We start from the raw sequence: 18481 nt of genomic DNA on the forward strand, positions 1-18481 counted from the left end.
ATCATCACATCCGGCGTCGCGCCGGTCGAGCGGTTATCGGTGCACCTGCGTGTCATCCGGCCGGCACCGACCAGGGCCAGGGCATGTCCCGGTGGGCCGCCTCGACCAACAGCGACTCGATGCCGCGCAGGAACGGCTCGACCCGCTGCGCCGGGAAGTACCGGGTGTCGGCCGTGACGACCAACTCGACCGCGTCGTCCGCGTCGAGTACCTGGAGCCGGCACCGCCACGGGAACTGCTCCAGCTCGGCCAGCCAGCGGAAATGGCCCTCCGGCACCAGCGCCCGCAGGGTGGCCTCGTCCGGACCCGTCGGCGGTGGGTCGACCTCGCGCAGCAGCCGGGCGTCGTTGAGGTAGCAGTAGGGCGCCAGGAAGGTCGGGTGATCGTGTCCCAGGTCGGTGAAGGTGCGCTCCCACACCGCCGGGTCGTAGTAGGCGTGCCGGTAGGCGTCCAAGGCCGCCCGCCCGGTCCGCGACAGCAGTTCGGTGAAGCCGGGCCTGCCGGACAGATCGAGCCGGCACAGACCGATCTGGTTGAGCGTGCCGATCGCCTGAGCATGGCCGGGCTGGTAGCGGTTGTTGGCCATCACCACGATCCCGCACGCGCGCTGCCCGCTGTCGCCGGTCAGTCCGGCGGCGGTGGCCGCCAGTATCGCGTTGGCGGTGCTGGTCCGGTTCCGGGCCGCGATCAGCCGCACCGCGTGGTGGACCGCCGGGGACACCAGCGAACCACGTCGGTATCGGGGCTCCGGTGCCGGCCCGACCGCCTCGGACAGGCTCGGCGGGAGACCGGCGAACTGCCGTACCCAGTACGCCACCGCCCGCTGCGAGCGCCGCTGCTCGACATCGCGCTCCCGGCCGGCCAGCGCCAGCGACTGGAGACCAGGTGCGGTGAGCCTTGCTCCGGCCAGCAACGCCCGCAGGTCGCGCAGCACCAGGTCGCTGGCGTGGAAATCGACTGTGGCGTGGCTGAAGACCACCACCACCTGCCGTACCCGGCCGTCGACGGTGACCAGCGCGGCCCGCAGCGGCCACTCGGCGACATGGTCGAACCGGGGCGTACCCAGTCGGGCGGTCAACCCGGCCGCGGCTTTGCGGCCGTAGGGATCGGCCTCAGGCTGCTCCACGGGGTGCACGAGCACGGGCAGCTCGCCCGCCGCAGCCGCTTCCTGGTGCAGTTCGTCGTCGCGGCGGCGGAACCGGGTGCGCAGCGACTCGTGCCGACTGACCAGCGCGCCGATCGCGGTGACCGCCCGCGCGACGGTCAGCTCCGCGCGGGCGGGAACGGGCAGCTGACGGGGCAGGCGCAGCGCCCGGTACCCGGCAGGGGAGTCGAACTCGTCCAGGCTGCGCCACATCGCCCGCTGTCCCCAGGTCAGCGGCGCGTTGGCGGCGCGCCCACCGGCGAACGGCGCGGAGACGATCTCCTCGCCGTCGGCGACGACCGTCACGACACCCGCCTCGGCTGGCGCGTCGGTGGCGGAAGGCGCGCCGGTGACGGGCGGTGACCAGGGCCAGGGCACGTCGGTGTGGGCGGCGGCCACCACCAGTTCCTCCATCTCGCGCAGGTGCGTCTGCACGGCGTCCATCGCGATGTGCCGGGTGTCGGCGGTAAGCGTGATGCCCACCCCGCCGGGTTCGTCCACGACGTGGGCCAACATGTGCCAGGCCGTCTGCTCCAGGCCTTCCGTCCAGGAGAAGGTGCTGGCGGCCATGGCGGCCCGAAGGTCGGCGGGCGTCGCCACCGGTGGCGTCGGGCCACCACCGACCGACAGCCGTACGTCGTTGAAGTAGTAGTGCGGCCCGAACAACGAGTCGAAGTCGATGCCCTGCTCCTCGAAGGTCCCACGCAGCGAGGCCGAGTGGTAGTACGCGTGCCGCAGGCCGTTGAGCGAGGCGATCCAGACACGGGAGAGCACTTCGGTGAAGTCGGGACGGCCGGTCAGGTCCACCACGCAGAAGCCGACCTGACCCAGGTTCGCCACGGCGTCGGCGTACTCGGTGCGGAACCGGTTGTGCGCCATGGGAAACAAGCCGACAAGCGTACGGCCGCTGTGTCGGGCGGCGACCGCGTGATAGGCCGCCAGCAGCACCGCGGAGGCGCTGACCCGGTGCCGGGCGGCGACCATCCGGGCGGCCGTGTCGATGGCGGAGGAGACCAGCACGCCGCGCCGCGCCGGCGGGTCGAGGCCCGGGCCGGTCTGCGCCCACGGCTCCGGCGGCAGCCGCCGGTATTCCCGCAGCCAGTACGCTGCCGCCCGGTCGGAGCGTCGGCGGTCCGGGCCGTGCTGGAGTCGGGCCACGTCGGTCGACTGCGGGCCGGGTGGGGTGGGCAGCCGCCCGCGCAGCAACAGCAGCCGCAGGTCACGCATCACCACCTCGGCGGCGTGCGCGTCCACAGTGGTGTGACTGAACACCAGCACGACCTGGCGTACCCGGTCGTCCACCGTCACCAGCGCCACCCGCAGCGGCCACTCCGCGGCGTGGTCGAACGCGACGTCGGCGAGCCGGTCGGCGGCCGCCCGGGCCGCCTCGGCACCGTCGCCCACCCCGGGACAGAGCAGCACCGGCAGCACCCCGGCCGCCGCCGCCTCCTGCCGTGGCTCGCCGTCGACAAGCGGCAGCCGGGTGCGTAGCGCGGCGTGCCGGCCGACCAGCGCACCCACCGCCCGCAGCGCGGTGGGCACGTCGGTGGCGGCCCGCGCCGAGACGCCGACGGTACGCCGCAGGTTGAGGAAGCGGTGGTTGGAGCCGAACCGGCTGATCGAGCGCCAGAGCACCTGCTGAGCCCAGGTCAGCGGCGCCGTGGTGGCGCCGGAACCGGTGAACTCGGCGGGTGCCAGGGGCTCCGAGGCCCACTCGACCGGAATGACGACGTCCGTGAATGGCATTCCCGACCGTAGACCGGGCCGTACGGGTGCCGGATCGATCGATCGAGTCTTACACAGTGGACCGATCAGCCGATCCGCGCTGTTGGATACGCCGTGCACACTACTGACTCCCATCCGTCATCGGAGTGAGGCGCTGCGTGACAGACGTTGACGCGCCGGCCTGGAGTCGTACCGACTCGCCGGAATTACGCCGATCCACCGACCGGCCGCGTCTGTCGTTCGCCCAGGAACGGATCTGGTTCACCGAACAGCTGACCCCCGGCACCGCCGCCTACGTCATCTACGCGACGGTGCGGCTGCACGGAGCGCTGGAGATCGATCTGCTCCGGACCGCCCTCGACGCCACCGCCGCCCGGCACGACAGCCTGCGGATGCGGTTCACCGAGAACGCCGACGGCGAACCGGTCGTGCAGGTGCTGCCCGAGGTCCGGGTACCGGTCACGGTCACCACCGCCGAATCCGAGCAGGCCGCCCGGGAACTGGTCACCGCAGCCGTCGACACCCCGTTCGACCTGGCCGCCGCGCCGCTGCTGCGGGCCCTGGTGGTGCGCATCGACGACGAACAGCAGCTGCTGCATCTGGCGATGCACCACATCGTCAGCGACGGCTGGTCACTGGACATCCTGCTCGGCGAGGTCGCCGCCACCTACGGCGCGCTGCGCGACGGCGGCACCGCCCCGGCGGCCCCGTCGACCGGTTACCTCGACTACGCCGCCTGGCAACGGGCCCGACTGGACGGCCCGGCCAGCGGTGACGGCTTCGCCTACTGGCGTACGGCGTTGGCCGACGTACCGCCGCTGGACCTGCCCACCGACCGGCCCCGACCGGCCGTGCTGTCGTACGCCGGCGGAACCCACCGCTTCGCCTTCGACGCCGACCTGACCGACGGGCTGCGCCGCCTGGGCCGTACCCACCGCAGCACGTTGTACATGACGCTGCTCGCCGGCCTGCAGGCCGTGTTGTTCCGCTACAGCGGCCAGCGGGACTTCGCCATCGGCTCGCCGGTCGCCGGCCGGGTCGTGCCGGAGCTGGAACGACTCGTCGGCCTGTTCGTCAACACCCTCGCCCTGCGCGCCGACCTGTCGCCGATCGCCACCGGCCCGGACGGCCCCGCCGAGCCGAGCTTCGCGGCCCTGCTCAAGCGCACCCGCGGCACCGTCGTACGGGCGCTGGCCCACCAGGAGATCCCGTTCGAGCGGCTGGTCGCCGATCTCAACGTGGCGCGTGACGTCAGTCGTACCCCCGTCTTCCAGGTGCTGTTCACCCTGCAGAACTACGACCAGGGCGGCACCGGTTGGCCGGCCGGGCTGCGCGCCGAAGGGGTGGGCACCGACGCCTCGACCGCCCGTTTCGACCTGTCGCTGTACGTCGGGGAGAGCGCCGACGGGCTGCGCGGCATGGTCGTCTACAACACCGATCTGTTCGACGCCGCCACCGTACGGCGACTGGCGGCGAGCTTCGAGACGCTGCTGCGCGGCGCGGTCGCCGCACCGGATCGCCCGGTGATCGACCTCGACCTGCTCGACCCGACCGAGCGGGACCGCACCCTGGCGCTGGGGCGACCCGACACCGACGGCACCACCGGGGTCACCGGCGGCGCGACGACCCTGGCCGACCTGATCGACCGGCACGTCGCCGCCACCCCCGACGCCCCGGCGGTGGTCGGTGAACAGTCGCAGACCCTCACCTACCGCCGGCTCGACCGGCGGGCCAACCAGCTCGCCACCTGGCTGCGCGGGAAGGGTGTCGGCCCCGACACCCTGGTCGGGGTGTTGCTCGAACAGTCGGTGGAGTTGGCGGTCACGCTGCTCGGGGTGCTCCGCGCCGGCGGGGCCTACCTGCCGCTGGATCCGGAGCAGCCCGCCGCCCGGCTGGGTCTGATGCTCGCCGACGCCCGCCCCAGCCTCGTGTTGACAAGCGCCGACCTGCGGGACCTGCTGCCGGCCGAGCTGCCCACGGCCTGTCTGGACGAGGTAGCCGCCGAGGTCGCCGCAGGCCCGGACACCGCACCCGAGGCCACCGCGACCGGTGACAATCTGGCCTACGTCATCTACACCTCCGGCTCCACCGGCACCCCGAAGGGGGTGGCGGTGGCCCACCGGCAGGTGCTGCGCTACCTCGACGGGGTCGCCGACCGGTTCGCCATCGTCCCGGCCGCCCGGTACGGGCTGCTGCAGTCGATGTCCTTCGACTTCAGTGTCACCGTCTTCTATCTCGCGCTGGCCACCGGCGGTGCGGTGCACCTGCTGCCCCGCCGGTGCACCGGTGCCGAACTCGCCGAGCGGCTGCGGGCCCGGCACATCGACTACCTGAAGATCACCCCGTCGCACCTGACCGCGCTCACCGCCGACGCCGAACCGGGTGATCTGCTGCCGGCCCGCGCGCTGATCCTCGGCGGCGAGACCTCCGACCTGGAGCGGATCGCACCCCTCGCCACCGGCCCGGCCCGGATCTTCAACCACTACGGCCCCACCGAGGCCACCGTCGGCGTGACCACCTACGAGGTACCCGCCACCGAGGCCGGTACCGGTGCGGTGCCGATCGGGCGGCCCCTGCCACACGCCCGGGTCTACCTGCTCGACGAGCGGATGCGCCCGGTGCCGGTCGGGGTGCCCGGCGAGCTGTACCTCGGCGGCGACCGGCTGGCCCGTGGCTACCTGAACAGGCCCGAGCTGACCGCGCAGCGCTTCCTGCCCGACCCGTACGGCCCACCCGGCGCCCGCCTCTACCGCACCGGCGACCTGGCCCGCTGGCGCAACGACGGGCAGCTGATGTTCCTCGGCCGACGCGACCACCAGGTGAAGATCCGCGGCTACCGGGTCGAGCTGGGGGAGATCGAGGCCGCGCTGCGGGACTGCCCCGAGATCCGGCAGGCGGCGGTGCTGCTGCGCGACGACCGGCTGGTCGCCTACCTGGAACCGGCCACCGAAGCGGACCCGCCCCAGCCGGCCCAGTTACGCCGCCGGCTCGCCGAACGGCTGCCCGAACACATGCTGCCCAGCCGATGGGTGCTGCTGGACCGGCTGCCGTTGCAGGACCACGGCAAGGTGGACCGGCGCGCCCTGCCCGCACCGACCGACGAGCCGACCACCGATGCCGAACGGGTCGCGCCGGACGGGCCGGTGGAGACCCTGATCGCCGGGATCTGGCAGGCGGTGCTCGGAATCGCGCAGGTCGGCGCCGGCGACGACTTCTTCGACCTGGGCGGGCACTCGCTGCTGGCCACCCAGGTGGTGGCCCGGCTGCGACGGGAACTACCCGAGGTGCTCGGCACCGCCGCGCCGACGGTAAGCGTGATGGACCTGTTCCGCCACCGCACCGTACGCGAACTGGCGCAACTGGTCGGCGGCGACACGGCCGGCGGCAGCGGGCTGCTGTACGAGCTGACCCCGCCGGTGCCCACCGGACAGCGCATCGCCACCCTGGTCTGCGTCCCGTACGGCGGCGGCAGCGCCGTGGTGTACCAGCCGCTGGCCGACGCGCTGCCCCCCGGACACCGGCTGCTGTCGGTGGCCGTACCCGGACATGACATCGGGGTGGCCGACGACCCCGCGCCCATCGACCAGGTCGCCGCCGACGTCGTCGCGGAGATCCTGGACCGGGTCAGCGGCCCGCTGATCCTCTACGGACACTGCGGTCCCGGTGGGGCTCTCGTGGTGGAGGTGGCCCGACGGCTGGAGGCCGCCGGCCGCGAGTTGACGGCGGTGTATCTCGGCGCGGTCTTCCCCTTCGGTAGGCCCGCCGGCGGCCTGCTCGGCCCGCTGCTGCGCCTGCGGCTGGCCGAACGGCTGCGCAGCGACCGGATCTACCGCACCTGGCTCCAGGCGCAGGGCACCAACATCGGTCAACTCGCGCCCGACGAGGTGCGGTTCCTGATCCGGGCGATGCGCCACGACGCCGAGGTGTCCGAGGAGTACTTCACCGAGCTGATGCGCCGGCGGGTGACACCACTGCGTGCGCCGATCATCTCGGTGGTGGGGGAGCGGGACCGGGGCACCGAGTTCCACGAGGAGCGCTACCGCGAGTGGCACTTCCTCAGCGACCGCACCGCCCTGGCCGTGATCGACGAAGGCGGCCACTACTTCCTCAAGTACCGGGCCGTCGAACTGGCCGAGATCGTCACCGACGTGCACCGGCGCATCGACACCCCCGCCCCGGCGGCCGTCGAGACCTCCGCCGGGGTCGACCCCGAGCCGGCGTGGCAGTTGGCCGCCGTCTCCGACCGTGGCGCCGAACCGCCACCGTCCGGTCGGAGCCGGACGGACACCGCGCCGGCACCGAGCATGCGACGCTTCGGCCTGGTCGCCGCCGGACAGATCACCTCCGGCCTGGGCACCGCCCTGACCACCTTCGCCGTACCACTGTGGATCTACACGCAGACCGGCTCACTCGCCCGGTTCGCGCTCTTCGCCGTACTGGCGCTGCTGCCCGGCCTGCTCATCGCGCCGCTGGCCGGCGCGCTGGTCGACCGGTTCAGCCGGCGGGCCGTCCTGCTGACCGCCTGCGTCGCCGCCGGCGGCGGCAACGCCGCACTTGCCGTCCTGGTGCTCCTCGACCGGGTCGAGGTCTGGCACTTCTACCCGTTCACCGCCTGGCTGTCGGTGGCGCTGGCCTTCCAACGCCTCGCCTTCGTCTCGGCGGTGCCGCAACTGGTGCCCAAACGGTTCCTCGGCCACGCCAACGGCCTCGCCCAGACCGCCGTCGGCCTCACCCAGTTCGTGGTGCCGCTGGCCGCCGTGGCCCTGCTCCAGGCCGTCGGACTGCGCGGCATCCTCCTGGTCGACGTGGCCTGCTACCTCTTCGCCATCACGGTGCTGGCGGTGGTGAAGTTCCCCCGCACCCTGGCCCTGCAACGCCGCGAGAGCATCGGCGCGGAGATCCTCGCGGGCCTGCGGTACGCGCTACGCCGCCGGGAGTTCCGGGCCATGCTGACCTTCTTCGCCGCCCTGAACCTCTTCCTCTTCCCGGTGCTGTTCCTGCTCTCCCCGCTGGTGCTCGGCTTCGCCAGCCTCGACGAGGTCGCACAGGTCGCCCTCACCGGCGGGATCGGCGCGGCCACCGGCGGCCTGGTGATGCTCGTCTGGGGCGGTCCCCGGCACCGCCGGATGCGCGCGGTGCTGCTGGGCACCCTCGGCATCGCGGCGGCCGCCATGCTGACCGGGCTGCGTCCCAACCTGGCGCTGATCGCCGCCGGCGCCTTCGGCATGTACGCGTCCCTGGCCATCGTCAACGGCGTCTACGCCACGATCATCCAGACCAAGGTGCCGCCGCGCGTGCACGGCCGGGTCTTCGCACTCAACCAGATGGTCGCGCAGTCCACCCTGCCGCTGGGCTGGGGTCTGATCGCCCCGGCCGCCGCCCGGATCACCGAGCCGATGCTGCTCGCCGACGGCGTGCTGGCCGGCACCGTCGGCGTGGTCCTCGGGGTCGGCCCGGGACGCGGCCACGGCCTGCTCTACGTGCTGTTCGGGCTCTGCATCGCGATCACCGCGCTGGTCGCGCTTGTCACGCCGGTGCTCGCCCGCTTCGACGACCAGGTGCCCGACGCGCCGCCGGACGACCTGGTCGGCATCGAGGACCGCCGGGCCCGGGCCGCCGCCGTCACCCCCGTACCAGCCGACCGGAAGGCGGCCTGAGATGCCGCCGACGACACCCGCACCCCGTACGGTGCCGGACCTGCTGGACTGGCGCGCCAGTCTGCACCCGGAACAGGTGGCCGTCGAGGTGCACGGCGTAGCCACCCTGACCTTCGCCGGCTGGGCCGCCGAGTCGAGCCGACTCGCCGCCGCCCTGCGGGCCCGGGGACTGCGGAGGGGTGACCGGGTCGGCCTGCTCTTCGGTGCCCGCGACTGGACCCGCTTCGCCGTCGCGTACTGCGCGGTGCTGCGGGCCGGCGGGGTGGCCGTGCCCCTGTCCGACCGGCTCGCCGCCGGACAACTCGAATACGCGCTGACCCACTGCGCGGCCACCGCCGTACTGCACGGCGACGACACCCCCGCCCCGCCCGTACCGGCCGGACTGCCGGTCTGGACCTGCGCCGACCTGCTCACCGAGACGGCCCCCGAGCACCTCGACGCCCCGACGGCCCGCCCCGGTGACCTCGCCCAGATCCTCTACACCTCCGGCACCACCGGGCGACCCAAGGGGGTGGCGGCCAGCCACGCCAACCTGACCGTCGGGGCACCGCAGCATCCCCGCCGGCTGGCCCTGGCCCACTCCCGACGGTTCCTGCACGCCTTCGCCATCGGCACCAACGCCGGGCAGACCATGCTGCTCAACGCACTCACCGCCAAGGCCGGCGCGCTGACCCTGCCCCGCTTCACCCCACTGCGCTTCGCCCGGCTGACCGAGGCCCCCGGCACCGGCACCGTCTTCGTGGTCCCGTCGATCGCCGTCGAACTGCTCGACTCCGGCGCGCTGCGCGGGCGGGACACCAGCGGCGTACAGCTGATCGGGTCCACCGCCGCGCCGCTGGCACCGGCGGTCGCCGCCCGGCTGGCCGAGGCCTTCCCGGCGGCGACAATCGTCAACTACTACACCTCCACCGAGGCCGCCCCGGCGCAGACCACGATGATCTACGACCCGGCGCGGCGGGACGCGGTCGGCCGACCGGTCGGCGGACAGCTGATGGTCGCCGACGCCGACGGCAACCCGCTGCCCGCCGGCACCACCGGCGACGTGTGGCTGCGCGCCCCCTTCACCCGCGCCTACTACCGCGACGAGGCCGCCAACCGGGCCACCTTCCGCGACGGGTGGGTGCGGATGGGCGACGTCGGCCGCCTCGACGCCGACGGCTACCTGTACCTCACCGACCGGCACCAGGACGTGATCAAAACCGGCGCGTTCAAGGTCTCCACCCTGGAGGTGGAAGCGGCACTGCACGAACACCCCCTGGTCGCCGAGGCCGCCGTGGTCGGGATACCGCACCCGGTGCTCGGCTCGGCGGTCGCCGCCGCCGTCGTGCTCCGCCCCCCGGCCGGCCCGGACGACCTCACCCTGCCCGTGGTACGCGGCTTCCTCGCCGACCGGCTGGCCGACTACCAGCTGCCCGCCCGCCTGCTGGTGCTCGACCGGCTGCCGCACAACGAGGGCGGCAAGGTGCTCAAACGGCAGCTCACCGACCTGTTCCAGACATGACCACCGCCAGCACAACCAGGGGAGCAGATGTGGGCACCGCCGAGGCGACGTACGCACAGCACGCGGTCTGGTTCACCGAGCAGGCCGGGACCGCCGGCACGGCGTATCACATGGCGTTGGGCGTACGGTTCGGCGCCGAACTCGACACCCAGTCCCTCGTCGCGGCCTGCACGAGCGTGATCGAGCGGCACCCGATCCTGTCCGCCCGGATCACCGGCGACGACGACGGCACCCCGCGGCTGGCCCCGGCCGACACCCGCCCGTCGGTCGGCTTCGGCGACCTGACCGACGCCCGGATCGCCGAGGAGATCGCCCGCCCGTTCGACCTGCAGGCCGGACCGCTGGCCCGGTTCACCCTGCTCACCGGCGTCGGGGGTGAGTACCTGCTGCTGGTCACCGCACACCATGTGGCCTTCGACGGCACCTCCAAGGACGTCCTCGCCCGGGACCTGGCCGTCGCGTACGCCGCAGCCCGGGCGCAGGAGCCCACCGACCTGCCAGCCCGCGCCGACGACTACAGCGGCCTCGCCGCGGCCGAACAGCAGCGGATCGCCGCGGACCTGCCCGCCGCCCGCGACTACTGGGCTGGGCACTGGTCCGGCCCCGGTGACGTGGTCCTGCCCGGTCTGCGTCGGCTGCCCACCGCCGCCGAACCGGGTGCTGCCGTCGCCGCGGACCTGCCCGCCGAGCTGGTCGACGGGGTCGACCGGCTGGCCCGAACGCTGGGCGTGACCCGCTTCGAGGTGCTCTTCGCGGCGCTGCACGCCCTGCTCGCCCGCTACGGCAACCTGGGCGTCCCGGTGGGGGTGGCGCTGTCCACCCGTACCCCCGAACAGGCCGACCTGGTCGGGCTCTTCGTCAACGAACTGCCGGTCGCTGCCGACACCGCCACGGCGACCTTCCGCGACCACGCCCAAGGGTTGCGGGCCCGGCTGCGGGAGGTGTACCGGCACCGGGCCGTGCCGCTGGCCCATGCCGTGCCCGGCCTGCGGCCGGCACCGGCGCTCACCCCGGTCAGCGTCGGCTACCGACGACGCGCCGCCGAGCCGGTCTTCCCCGGCGTGCCCAGCCAGGTGGAGTGGACCCTGTTCAGCGGCGCCGCCCGCAACGCGCTGCACGTGCAGATGGTCGACGCACCCACCGGCATCACGGTGAGCCTTCACCACAGCCCCACCGCCATCGACACCGACGCGGTACGCCGCATCGGCGGACACCTGCACACCCTGCTCGCCGCCGTGATCGCCGACCCGGACCGGCCCGTGGCGCGGCTGCCGCTGCTGCCCGCCGACGAACTCGACCAGGTCACCCGCGCCGGCAGCGACACCACCCGTAGCTGTCCGGCGGCGACCGTGCCGGACCTGTTCGCCGCCCGGGTCGCGGCGGACCCGGACGCCCCGGCCTTGGTCGACGGTGACCTGACGTTGAGCTACCGCCGACTCGACGAGGCCAGCCGGCGGCTCGCCGGGGCGTTGCGGCAGCGCGGCGTCGGCCCTGCATCGCTTGTGGCGATGCCACTGGAACGGTCCTGGCAGGCGGTGGCGACCATGCTGGCGGTGCTGCGCTGCGGTGCCGCCTACCTGCCGATCGACCCGGCGCACCCGGCGGCCCGACAGGACGCGGTGCTGGCCGACGCCGCCCCGACCCTGGTGGTGACCGCCACCGGAACCGCCTCGGACCGGCCCACCCTGGCCCTGACCGACGTCGCCCTGCTCGACGGCCCGCTGCCGACCGAACCCGACGAGCGACCCGGCGTCGATGACCTGGCCTACGTGCTCTACACCTCCGGATCCACCGGCCGTCCCAAGGGTGTGGCGATCCGGCACGGGTCCCTGGCGAACATGCTGTTCGGGGTCCGGGACCTACTGGGCAGCGGGCCGACGCACCGTTGGCTGCACCTGACGTCGCTGTCGTTCGACATCTCCACGGTGGAGGTCTTCCTGCCCCTGGTCACCGGCGGGCAGGTGGTGGTCGCCTCGACGGTCAGTGCCCTGGACGGCCCGGCCGTGCTGGCGCTGGTCCGCTCCGCCGGCGTCACCCACGCCCAGGCCACCCCGTCCGGCTGGCGGGTACTGCTGGAAGCCGGCCTCGGCGCTCCGGGCGACCCCACGCCACCGCTGGTCGCGGTCGCCGGCGGCGAAGCGCTGCCGGTCACCCTCGCCCGGGAGCTGCGGGCCCGCACCACCCGGCTGATCAACGGGTACGGCCCGACCGAAGCCACCGTGTACGCCACGATGGCCGACATTCCCGCCGACCCCGTCGACGTCACCATCGGCACTCCACTGCCGAACGTGCGGGCGTACATCCTGGACACCGCCGGGCTGCCCACGCCTGTCGGCCTGCCCGGTGAGCTGCACCTGGCCGGTGCCGGGGTGGCCCTCGGCTACCTGGGGCGCGACGATCTGACCGCGCAACGGTTCGTGCCCGACCCGTACGGTCCGGTCGGGCAGCGGATGTACCGCACCGGGGACCGGTGCCGGTGGCGGCCGGACGGGCACATCGAGTTCCTCGGCCGCACCGATCACCAGGTCAAGATCCGGGGCCATCGGATCGAACTGGGGGAGATCGACGCTCGGCTGCTCGACCATCCCGGGGTGGCCGAGGCGGTCACCGTGCTCCGGCAGGACACCGACGAGCCGCGCCTGGTCGCGTACCTGGTGCCCCGACCGGGTGGGGTGCCGGAGTCGGCCGACCTGCGTCACCATCTCGCGTCGAGCCTGCCGCAGGCGGCCCTGCCCAGCGACTACGTCATCCTCGACCGGCTACCGCTGAACGCGAACGGCAAGGTGGACCGGGCCGCGCTACCCGCACCGACCGCCCGGCCGACCGCCGTTGCCGCCGGGCCGGTCGACGACGCCGGGCCGGTCGACGACGATCCGTTGGTGGCGCAGCTGCGGCTGATCTGGCAGGAGGTGCTGCGGATCCCCGACATCGGCGTGCACGAGGACCTGTTCGACCTGGGTGGACACTCGCTGACCATCACCCGGATCAGCGGTCGCATCCAGCAACGGCTCGGCGTCGACGTACCGCTGGACGCCTTCTTCGACACCCCGACCATTGCCGAGATCGCCGACATCGTCCGACAGGTGAAGAAGGAGTCCTGAGACATGGATGACACTGCACTGCGCGAGCGGGTCGCGGCACTGGTGGACGAGGCCACGGCGGGCGAGGTGGCGGCGGCCGACGTACTGGCCGGCGAGTCCCTGATCGCCCTCGGCGTCGACTCGCTCGCCCTGCTGCGCCTGGTCGACGCGATCGAGCTGGAGTACGGCGTCGAGATTGACCTGAATGGTGGACCACCCCTGGACACCCTCGACGACCTGGTGGCCCTGCTGACCGCCACCGGTCCGGCACCCACCCCCGACCAGGCCTGACCGGTCGACGGGGGTTTGGTGCCGCCGTATCGCCGGTATGGCGGGGTCAGCTGGGGCGGGATACCGCCATACCGGCGTAACGGCGATCTCCCACCGGAGGTCGATGACCCCGTCGGCTTGCGTCAGGTGCGCTAATCTCCCAGCCAGATGGTCGTCGATGCGAGGAGTGTGATGTCCCCCAAGACCGGAAGGCCCTCCTACCTGCTCGATCCGCCCGCCCGCAAGGCGTCAGCCCGGACCCGCCTGGTCGCCGGCATCGCTGCGGCGGCGCTGGCCACCGGCCTGCTCGGCGGGCTGATCGGCTACTCCGTGGGACGGCCGAGCGAGACCGAGGCGAGCATCGCGCGGCTGCAGAAGGCCGACGCCGAGCGCGACGCGCAGCAGATCATCGAGCTCACCGACCTGGCCCACCGGACCGGAGACGAGCTGTCGCCCATCCTCACGGCCATCCGGCAGGCGTCGGAAGCCGGCCGTCCGCCCGAGGCGGCGCAGGTCGGCCAGTGGCAGCAGACCATGCGGCAACTGACCGAGCGGTTCGCCGACCCGCCGTCGGGTACGACCGCCACCAACGTCGCCCGTGGCGGGCTGCGCAGCGCGGTGGAACAGGCCGCCATCGCTGTCGACACGCTCGCCCTGGCCGCTGCCGCGGACGCGGCCGACGAACGGCTGGCGCTGGCCGCGCGGCAGGCGGCCGTCGCCGTGACCACCTGGTCGGTGGCCGCCACCCAGCTCGACCAGATCAACATCGACGCCGGGCAGGGCCACCGACACGTACACCTGGACACCGGCAGCGCGGACGGCGCCTTGACGCCCGACGGCGCGGCCGAGGGCCACGGCGGCTGATCCACCGTCGGCCCACACTCGGGTGGTGGGCGGCGGCGGTGGGGCGGTTGGTCACCCTCCGCAGCAGTTGCCCCCGGCGGAGGCGGTGACCAGACCAAGCTCTGCGCGCGGCAGGTCCACGCTCGGGGTGGCGGAGCAGACGCCGGTCTCGGGCAGGTCGAGCTGCACGTCACGGGCGGCGACCCAGTCCCCGGTCAGCGCTGCGGCGATGGAGCGGACCTGCTCGTATCCGGTGGCCATCAGGAAGGTCGGGGCGCGACCGTAGGACTTCATGCCGACGGCGAAGTAGCCGGGTTCGGGTTGGGTGAGTTCGTCGACACCGTGCGGACGGACGGTGCCACAGGAGTGGTCGTTCGGGTCGATCAGTGGGGCGAGGGCCCGGGTGCAGCCCAGCACGGGATCGAGGTCGAGGCGCAGTTCGGCGGCGATGCGGTGGTCGGGTCGGAAGCCGGTGGCGGCGATGATCCGGTCGGCGGTCACCGTACGCCCGTCGGCGGCGGTCAACTGGATGCGCCCGTCGACGGCGGCGACGGCGTGCACCGCGAAGCCGGGGACCAACCGGACCCGACCGGAGTCGACGAGCAGTTTGACTCCGGTGCCCAGCGCACCCCGGCCGGGAAGCGCGTCGGCGTCCCCGCCGCCGATCGCCCGGCCGATGGAACCGCCCCGGGTGGCCCAGGTGACGGTCGTGCCGGGCTCCTGTGCCGCCAGTTCGGCGAGCGCGAGCAGGGTGTTCGCGGCGGAGTGTCCCGCGCCGACGACGACGATGTGCCGGCCGGCGTACCGGTCACGGTCGACACCGAGCACGTCGGGCAGCGCCGGGTCGACGAACGTCCTGGTCTGCGGGTCGGTCTCGCCGTGCGCGGGGAGTCCGTTGGCGCCGAGCACGTTCGGGGTGCGCCAGGTGCCGGAGGCGTCGACGACCGCGGCGGCGAGGACGTCCTCGCCGGTTTCCAGGCGTACGACGAACGGCGCCTGCTCGCGGCCGGCGGTCCGGACCCGGTCGACGCCGGCCCGGCCGATCGCCGCGACCGGGGCGTCGTAGCGGACGTGCGGGACGATCTGCGGCAGCGTCGCCAGCGGCCGCAGGTACGCCTCGACCAGTTCGGCACCGGTCGGCAGCAGATCCGGGTCGGGGCCGACCCAGCCGGCGGCTTCCAGCAGCCGCCGGGCGGCGTGGTCGACGTTGTACCGCCACGGCGAGAACAACCGTACGTGTCCCCACTGGGCTACGGCCGCCCCGGCCGAGGGTCCGGCCTCCAGCACGGTGAACGGGATTCCCCGCTCGTGCAGGTGTGCCGCCGCGGCCAGCCCCACCGGGCCGGCGCCGATGACCACGACCGGGTGTGACCCGTCGACCCGCCCGGCCTGCCCGGTCGTCCGGGCCGCCACACGGTCATCAGTCGCGGCTGATGCGTCGTTGGGGCTGCAGCAGCCCGCGTTCGCCTCGGCTGGCTCGACCTTCGCGCCCGGGGCGCTGCCCGCACTGGCCGGCGCGGCGGCCTGCTCGACTGCCTGCGTGGCGCCGCAGCACGCTGCGGCGCTCTGGTCCTCGTTCATGATGACGACTCTCCCTGCTTCCTGACGTGGGTAAACGCGTTCCGCCGCGACACCACGCCCCGATGCGATCGCGCAAGCCGGTCGACAGCCGTGACCCTGTGTGGGCCGCGAACATCAGCTCCCGCTGATCGGTGACTCGACTCTTGTCGAACTGACGCCCCTACCTTGCATCGTTGCTAGACGACTGTCAAGCTAGACGCATGTCGGTCCTTTCCGTGCTGGACACCGCCGTGGCGCAGGGCTGTTGCCCGCCGCTGTCGGTGCAGCCTCTCGCGCCGCAGGTCGCAGGCGAGCTGGCACCGCTGTTCAAGGCGTTGGGTGACCCCATCAGGCTGCGGCTGCTGTCACTCATCGCCTCCACCACTGAGGTCTGCGTCTGTGACCTGACCGAGGCGTTCGATGTGACCGGGGCGACCATCTCGCACCACCTGCGGGTGCTGCGCGAGACTGGCATGGTCGACTGCGAACGCCGGGGCACCTGGGTCTACTACTGGGTGCGCACGGAGGCTCTGGACCTGCTCGGCAACCTGTTGACCAGTGACACCGGCAGATCGTCCCGTGCGGCGTCGGCGGTGTCGGACACTCGACCCGACTCGAATCAGGAGGCGCTGATATCAGCCAATCCTGATGTGGTGCGGTTGTTGGCGGACCCGTTGCGGGCGCAGATCGCGCGGATCCTCGCCACCGGCCCGGCGACCACCTCGCACCTGGTCGCGGACACCGGAGCGAAGCAGCCCAACGTGTCTGGACATCTCAAGCTGCTGCGTGACGCCGGCGTCGTGACCGCCGAGCCACGCGGGCGCTTCACCTACTACCGGCTCGTACCGGACGTCCTACAGGGTGCGGCGCTGCACCTGGCGGACCTCGCCGCGCAGGCCCGGGCCCACTCCGAGAACTTCAGGACCTGCTGACATGACGAACACCACCACGGCTGGCGACGTACCGCCGGCGATTGTCGCGCGGCTGTCGCGCCTCGACCAGCTCCTCCCGCTGTGGATCGGTCTGGCCATGGCCGCCGGTCTGCTACTCGGCCGGATCATCCCCGGCCTGAACACCGTTTTGGAAGCTGTCACGATCGGCGGGATCTCTCTGCCGATCGCGTTCGGCCTGCTGGTCATGATGTATCCGGTGCTGGCCAAGGTCCGCTACGACCGGCTCGACTCCGTCACCGACGATCGTCGGCTGCTGCTGTCCTCGCTGCTGCTCAACTGGATTCTCGGCCCGGCCCTTATGTTCGCCCTCGCCTGGATCTTCCTCGCCGACCACGCCGAATACCGCACCGGTCTGATCATCGTCGGCCTCGCCCGTTGCATCGCCATGGTCATCATCTGGAACGACCTGGCCTGCGGCGACCGCGAAGCCGCGGCCGTTCTCGTCGCTCTCAACTCCGTGTTCCAGGTCCTCGCGTTCGGTCTGCTCGGCTGGTTCTACCTGTCCGTGCTGCCGGACTGGCTCAACCTGGCCGGCGCCCAGTTGCAGGTGTCCGGGTGGGACATCGCGGTCAACGTGTTGATCTTTCTCGGCATCCCGCTGCTCGCCGGCTACCTCACCCGTCGGCTCGGCGAACGCGCGAAGGGCCGCACCTGGTACGAGAACCGCTTCCTGCCGAGGATCGGACCGGTCGCCCTCTATGGGCTGCTCTTCACCATCGTCATCCTGTTCGCTCTGCAGGGCGACGCCATCACCTCGCAGCCCTGGGACGTCGTGTTGATCGCGGTGCCGCTGCTGGTCTACTTCGCGGTCATGTGGGCCGGCTCCTACGCCCTCGGCCGGGCCATCGGGCTGAACTACGAACGCACCACCACCCTCGCTTTCACCGCCGCCGGCAACAACTTCGAACTCGCCATCGCCGTGGCCATCGGTACGTTCGGCGTCACCAGCGGCCAGGCCCTCGCCGGTGTCGTCGGCCCGCTCATCGAGGTCCCGGTGCTGGTCGCCCTGGTCTACGTCAGCCTCGCCCTGCGTCGACGTCTGTTTTCCGCCGACCCGGTCACCCTGCCTGCCACAGTCTCCCGGAGCCGGTCATGAACCAGATGCCGACACTGCTCACCGTCGACGCCGTGCTGGAAAGGGTGGCCGCCACCTTGGCTGACAAGTTCTCCGGCGTCTTCAACCCCGAGACCATCGGTCGCTACGTCAACGAGTCCTACGTCGCGCTCCACCGCACGGCTCGCCTCGATCAGCACCTGCCCGCGCTGACCGAACGCTTCGCCACCGACCGGCTCACCGCCCTTGCACAGGCCAACGGCGCCATCGGCAAGCCCGTACCCGAAGTGCTGTTCCTGTGTGTACACAACGCCGGGCGCTCCCAGATGGCCGCCGCGCTCATGACCCACCACGCCCGGGGTCGGGTCAACGTCCGCTCCGCCGGTTCCGCACCCGGCGCGACGGTGTCCTTCGCCGCCGCAGCCGTGCTCGCCGAGGTTGGTATCGACCTCGGCGACGCGTTCCCCAAGCCGCTTACCGACGACGTGCTGCGCGCTGCGGACGTCGTGGTCACCATGGGATGCGGCGACGCCTGCCCCATCATCGCTGGCAAGCGCTACCTGGACTGGGACCTGGCGGACCCTACCGACGATGACCTCGACGTGACGCGCGCCGTGCGCGACGACATCGACACCCGCGTGCGGGCGCTGCTCGAAGACCTCACCGACCACCGCACCCACCGATAGGAAGATCC

General features: G+C 72.6%; 10 protein-coding genes and 1 pseudogene. 9 read left to right on the top strand and 2 right to left on the bottom strand.

The features are described 5' to 3' along the window. Positions 1–52 precede the first annotated feature (52 nt). Entirely contained in the window at positions 53–2890 is a 2838-nt protein-coding gene (locus EG812_RS16230) for a condensation domain-containing protein (RefSeq protein ID WP_158632518.1), read from the bottom strand. Between the two features lie 137 nt (positions 2891–3027). On the opposite strand from EG812_RS16230, the gene EG812_RS16235 reads away from it, so the two are divergent. The 5 genes from EG812_RS16235 to EG812_RS16255 all read left to right on the top strand — a co-directional run bounded on the left by EG812_RS16235 (position 3028) and on the right by EG812_RS16255 (position 14241). Further along, positions 3028–8526, top strand: a complete 5499-nt coding sequence (locus EG812_RS16235) for a non-ribosomal peptide synthetase/MFS transporter (protein WP_126712022.1) — start codon at positions 3028–3030, stop codon at positions 8524–8526. Between the two features lies 1 nt (position 8527). Beyond that, complete coding sequence (locus tag EG812_RS16240; protein ID WP_233579501.1) at positions 8528–10027, top strand: class I adenylate-forming enzyme family protein; 1500 nt, start codon at positions 8528–8530, stop codon at positions 10025–10027. Between the two features lie 29 nt (positions 10028–10056). Next, positions 10057–13128: a non-ribosomal peptide synthetase gene (locus EG812_RS16245; RefSeq protein ID WP_199743884.1), complete on the top strand. Its 3072-nt coding sequence runs from the start codon at positions 10057–10059 to the stop codon at positions 13126–13128. Positions 13129–13131: 3 nt separating this feature from the next. Continuing rightward, a complete protein-coding gene (locus EG812_RS16250; protein ID WP_126712024.1) occupies positions 13132–13398 on the top strand; it encodes an acyl carrier protein in 267 nt (88 codons plus the stop codon). Positions 13399–13569: 171 nt separating this feature from the next. Continuing rightward, positions 13570–14241, top strand: coding sequence for a hypothetical protein (locus EG812_RS16255; RefSeq protein ID WP_126712025.1), 672 nt, complete (start codon positions 13570–13572; stop codon positions 14239–14241). Between the two features lie 51 nt (positions 14242–14292). Here EG812_RS16255 and EG812_RS16260 read toward each other — a convergent pair whose 3' ends face one another. Then, entirely contained in the window at positions 14293–15801 is a 1509-nt protein-coding gene (locus EG812_RS16260; protein WP_233579502.1) for an FAD-dependent oxidoreductase, read from the bottom strand. Between the two features lie 200 nt (positions 15802–16001). Between EG812_RS16260 and EG812_RS30090 the strand changes: the two are divergent. The 4 genes and pseudogenes from EG812_RS30090 to EG812_RS16275 all read left to right on the top strand — a co-directional run. Further along, positions 16002–16358: pseudogene (locus tag EG812_RS30090) on the top strand (ArsR/SmtB family transcription factor); the annotation flags it as partial. 75 nt (positions 16359–16433) lie between these two features. Continuing rightward, entirely contained in the window at positions 16434–16712 is a 279-nt protein-coding gene (locus EG812_RS30095) for an ArsR/SmtB family transcription factor (protein WP_233579523.1), read from the top strand. Between the two features lies 1 nt (position 16713). Then, on the top strand, positions 16714–17829 hold the full coding sequence (gene arsB / locus EG812_RS16270) for an ACR3 family arsenite efflux transporter (protein ID WP_126712027.1): 1116 nt from the start codon (positions 16714–16716) through the stop codon (positions 17827–17829). Further along, positions 17826–18473, top strand: a complete 648-nt coding sequence (locus tag EG812_RS16275) for an arsenate reductase ArsC (RefSeq protein WP_126712028.1) — start codon at positions 17826–17828, stop codon at positions 18471–18473. Before arsB ends, EG812_RS16275 begins: the two co-directional genes overlap by 4 nt. Positions 18474–18481: the final 8 nt, after the last annotated feature.

The sequence above is a fragment of the Verrucosispora sp. FIM060022 genome (assembly GCF_003977705.1).
In the GTDB taxonomy this organism is placed as follows: Bacteria; Actinomycetota; Actinomycetes; order Mycobacteriales; family Micromonosporaceae; genus Micromonospora; species Micromonospora gifhornensis.

Coding starts and splice junctions, on each gene's coding strand:
- EG812_RS16275 (WP_126712028.1), top strand. CDS start 17,826: ATGAACCAGATGCCGACACTGCTCACCGTCGACGCCGTGCTGGAAAGG.
- EG812_RS16260 (WP_233579502.1), bottom strand. CDS start 15,801: ATGAACGAGGACCAGAGCGCCGCAGCGTGCTGCGGCGCCACGCAGGCA.
- EG812_RS16240 (WP_233579501.1), top strand. CDS start 8,528: ATGCCGCCGACGACACCCGCACCCCGTACGGTGCCGGACCTGCTGGAC.
- EG812_RS16255 (WP_126712025.1), top strand. CDS start 13,570: ATGTCCCCCAAGACCGGAAGGCCCTCCTACCTGCTCGATCCGCCCGCC.
- EG812_RS16230 (WP_158632518.1), bottom strand. CDS start 2,890: ATGCCATTCACGGACGTCGTCATTCCGGTCGAGTGGGCCTCGGAGCCC.
- arsB (WP_126712027.1), top strand. CDS start 16,714: ATGACGAACACCACCACGGCTGGCGACGTACCGCCGGCGATTGTCGCG.
- EG812_RS16250 (WP_126712024.1), top strand. CDS start 13,132: ATGGATGACACTGCACTGCGCGAGCGGGTCGCGGCACTGGTGGACGAG.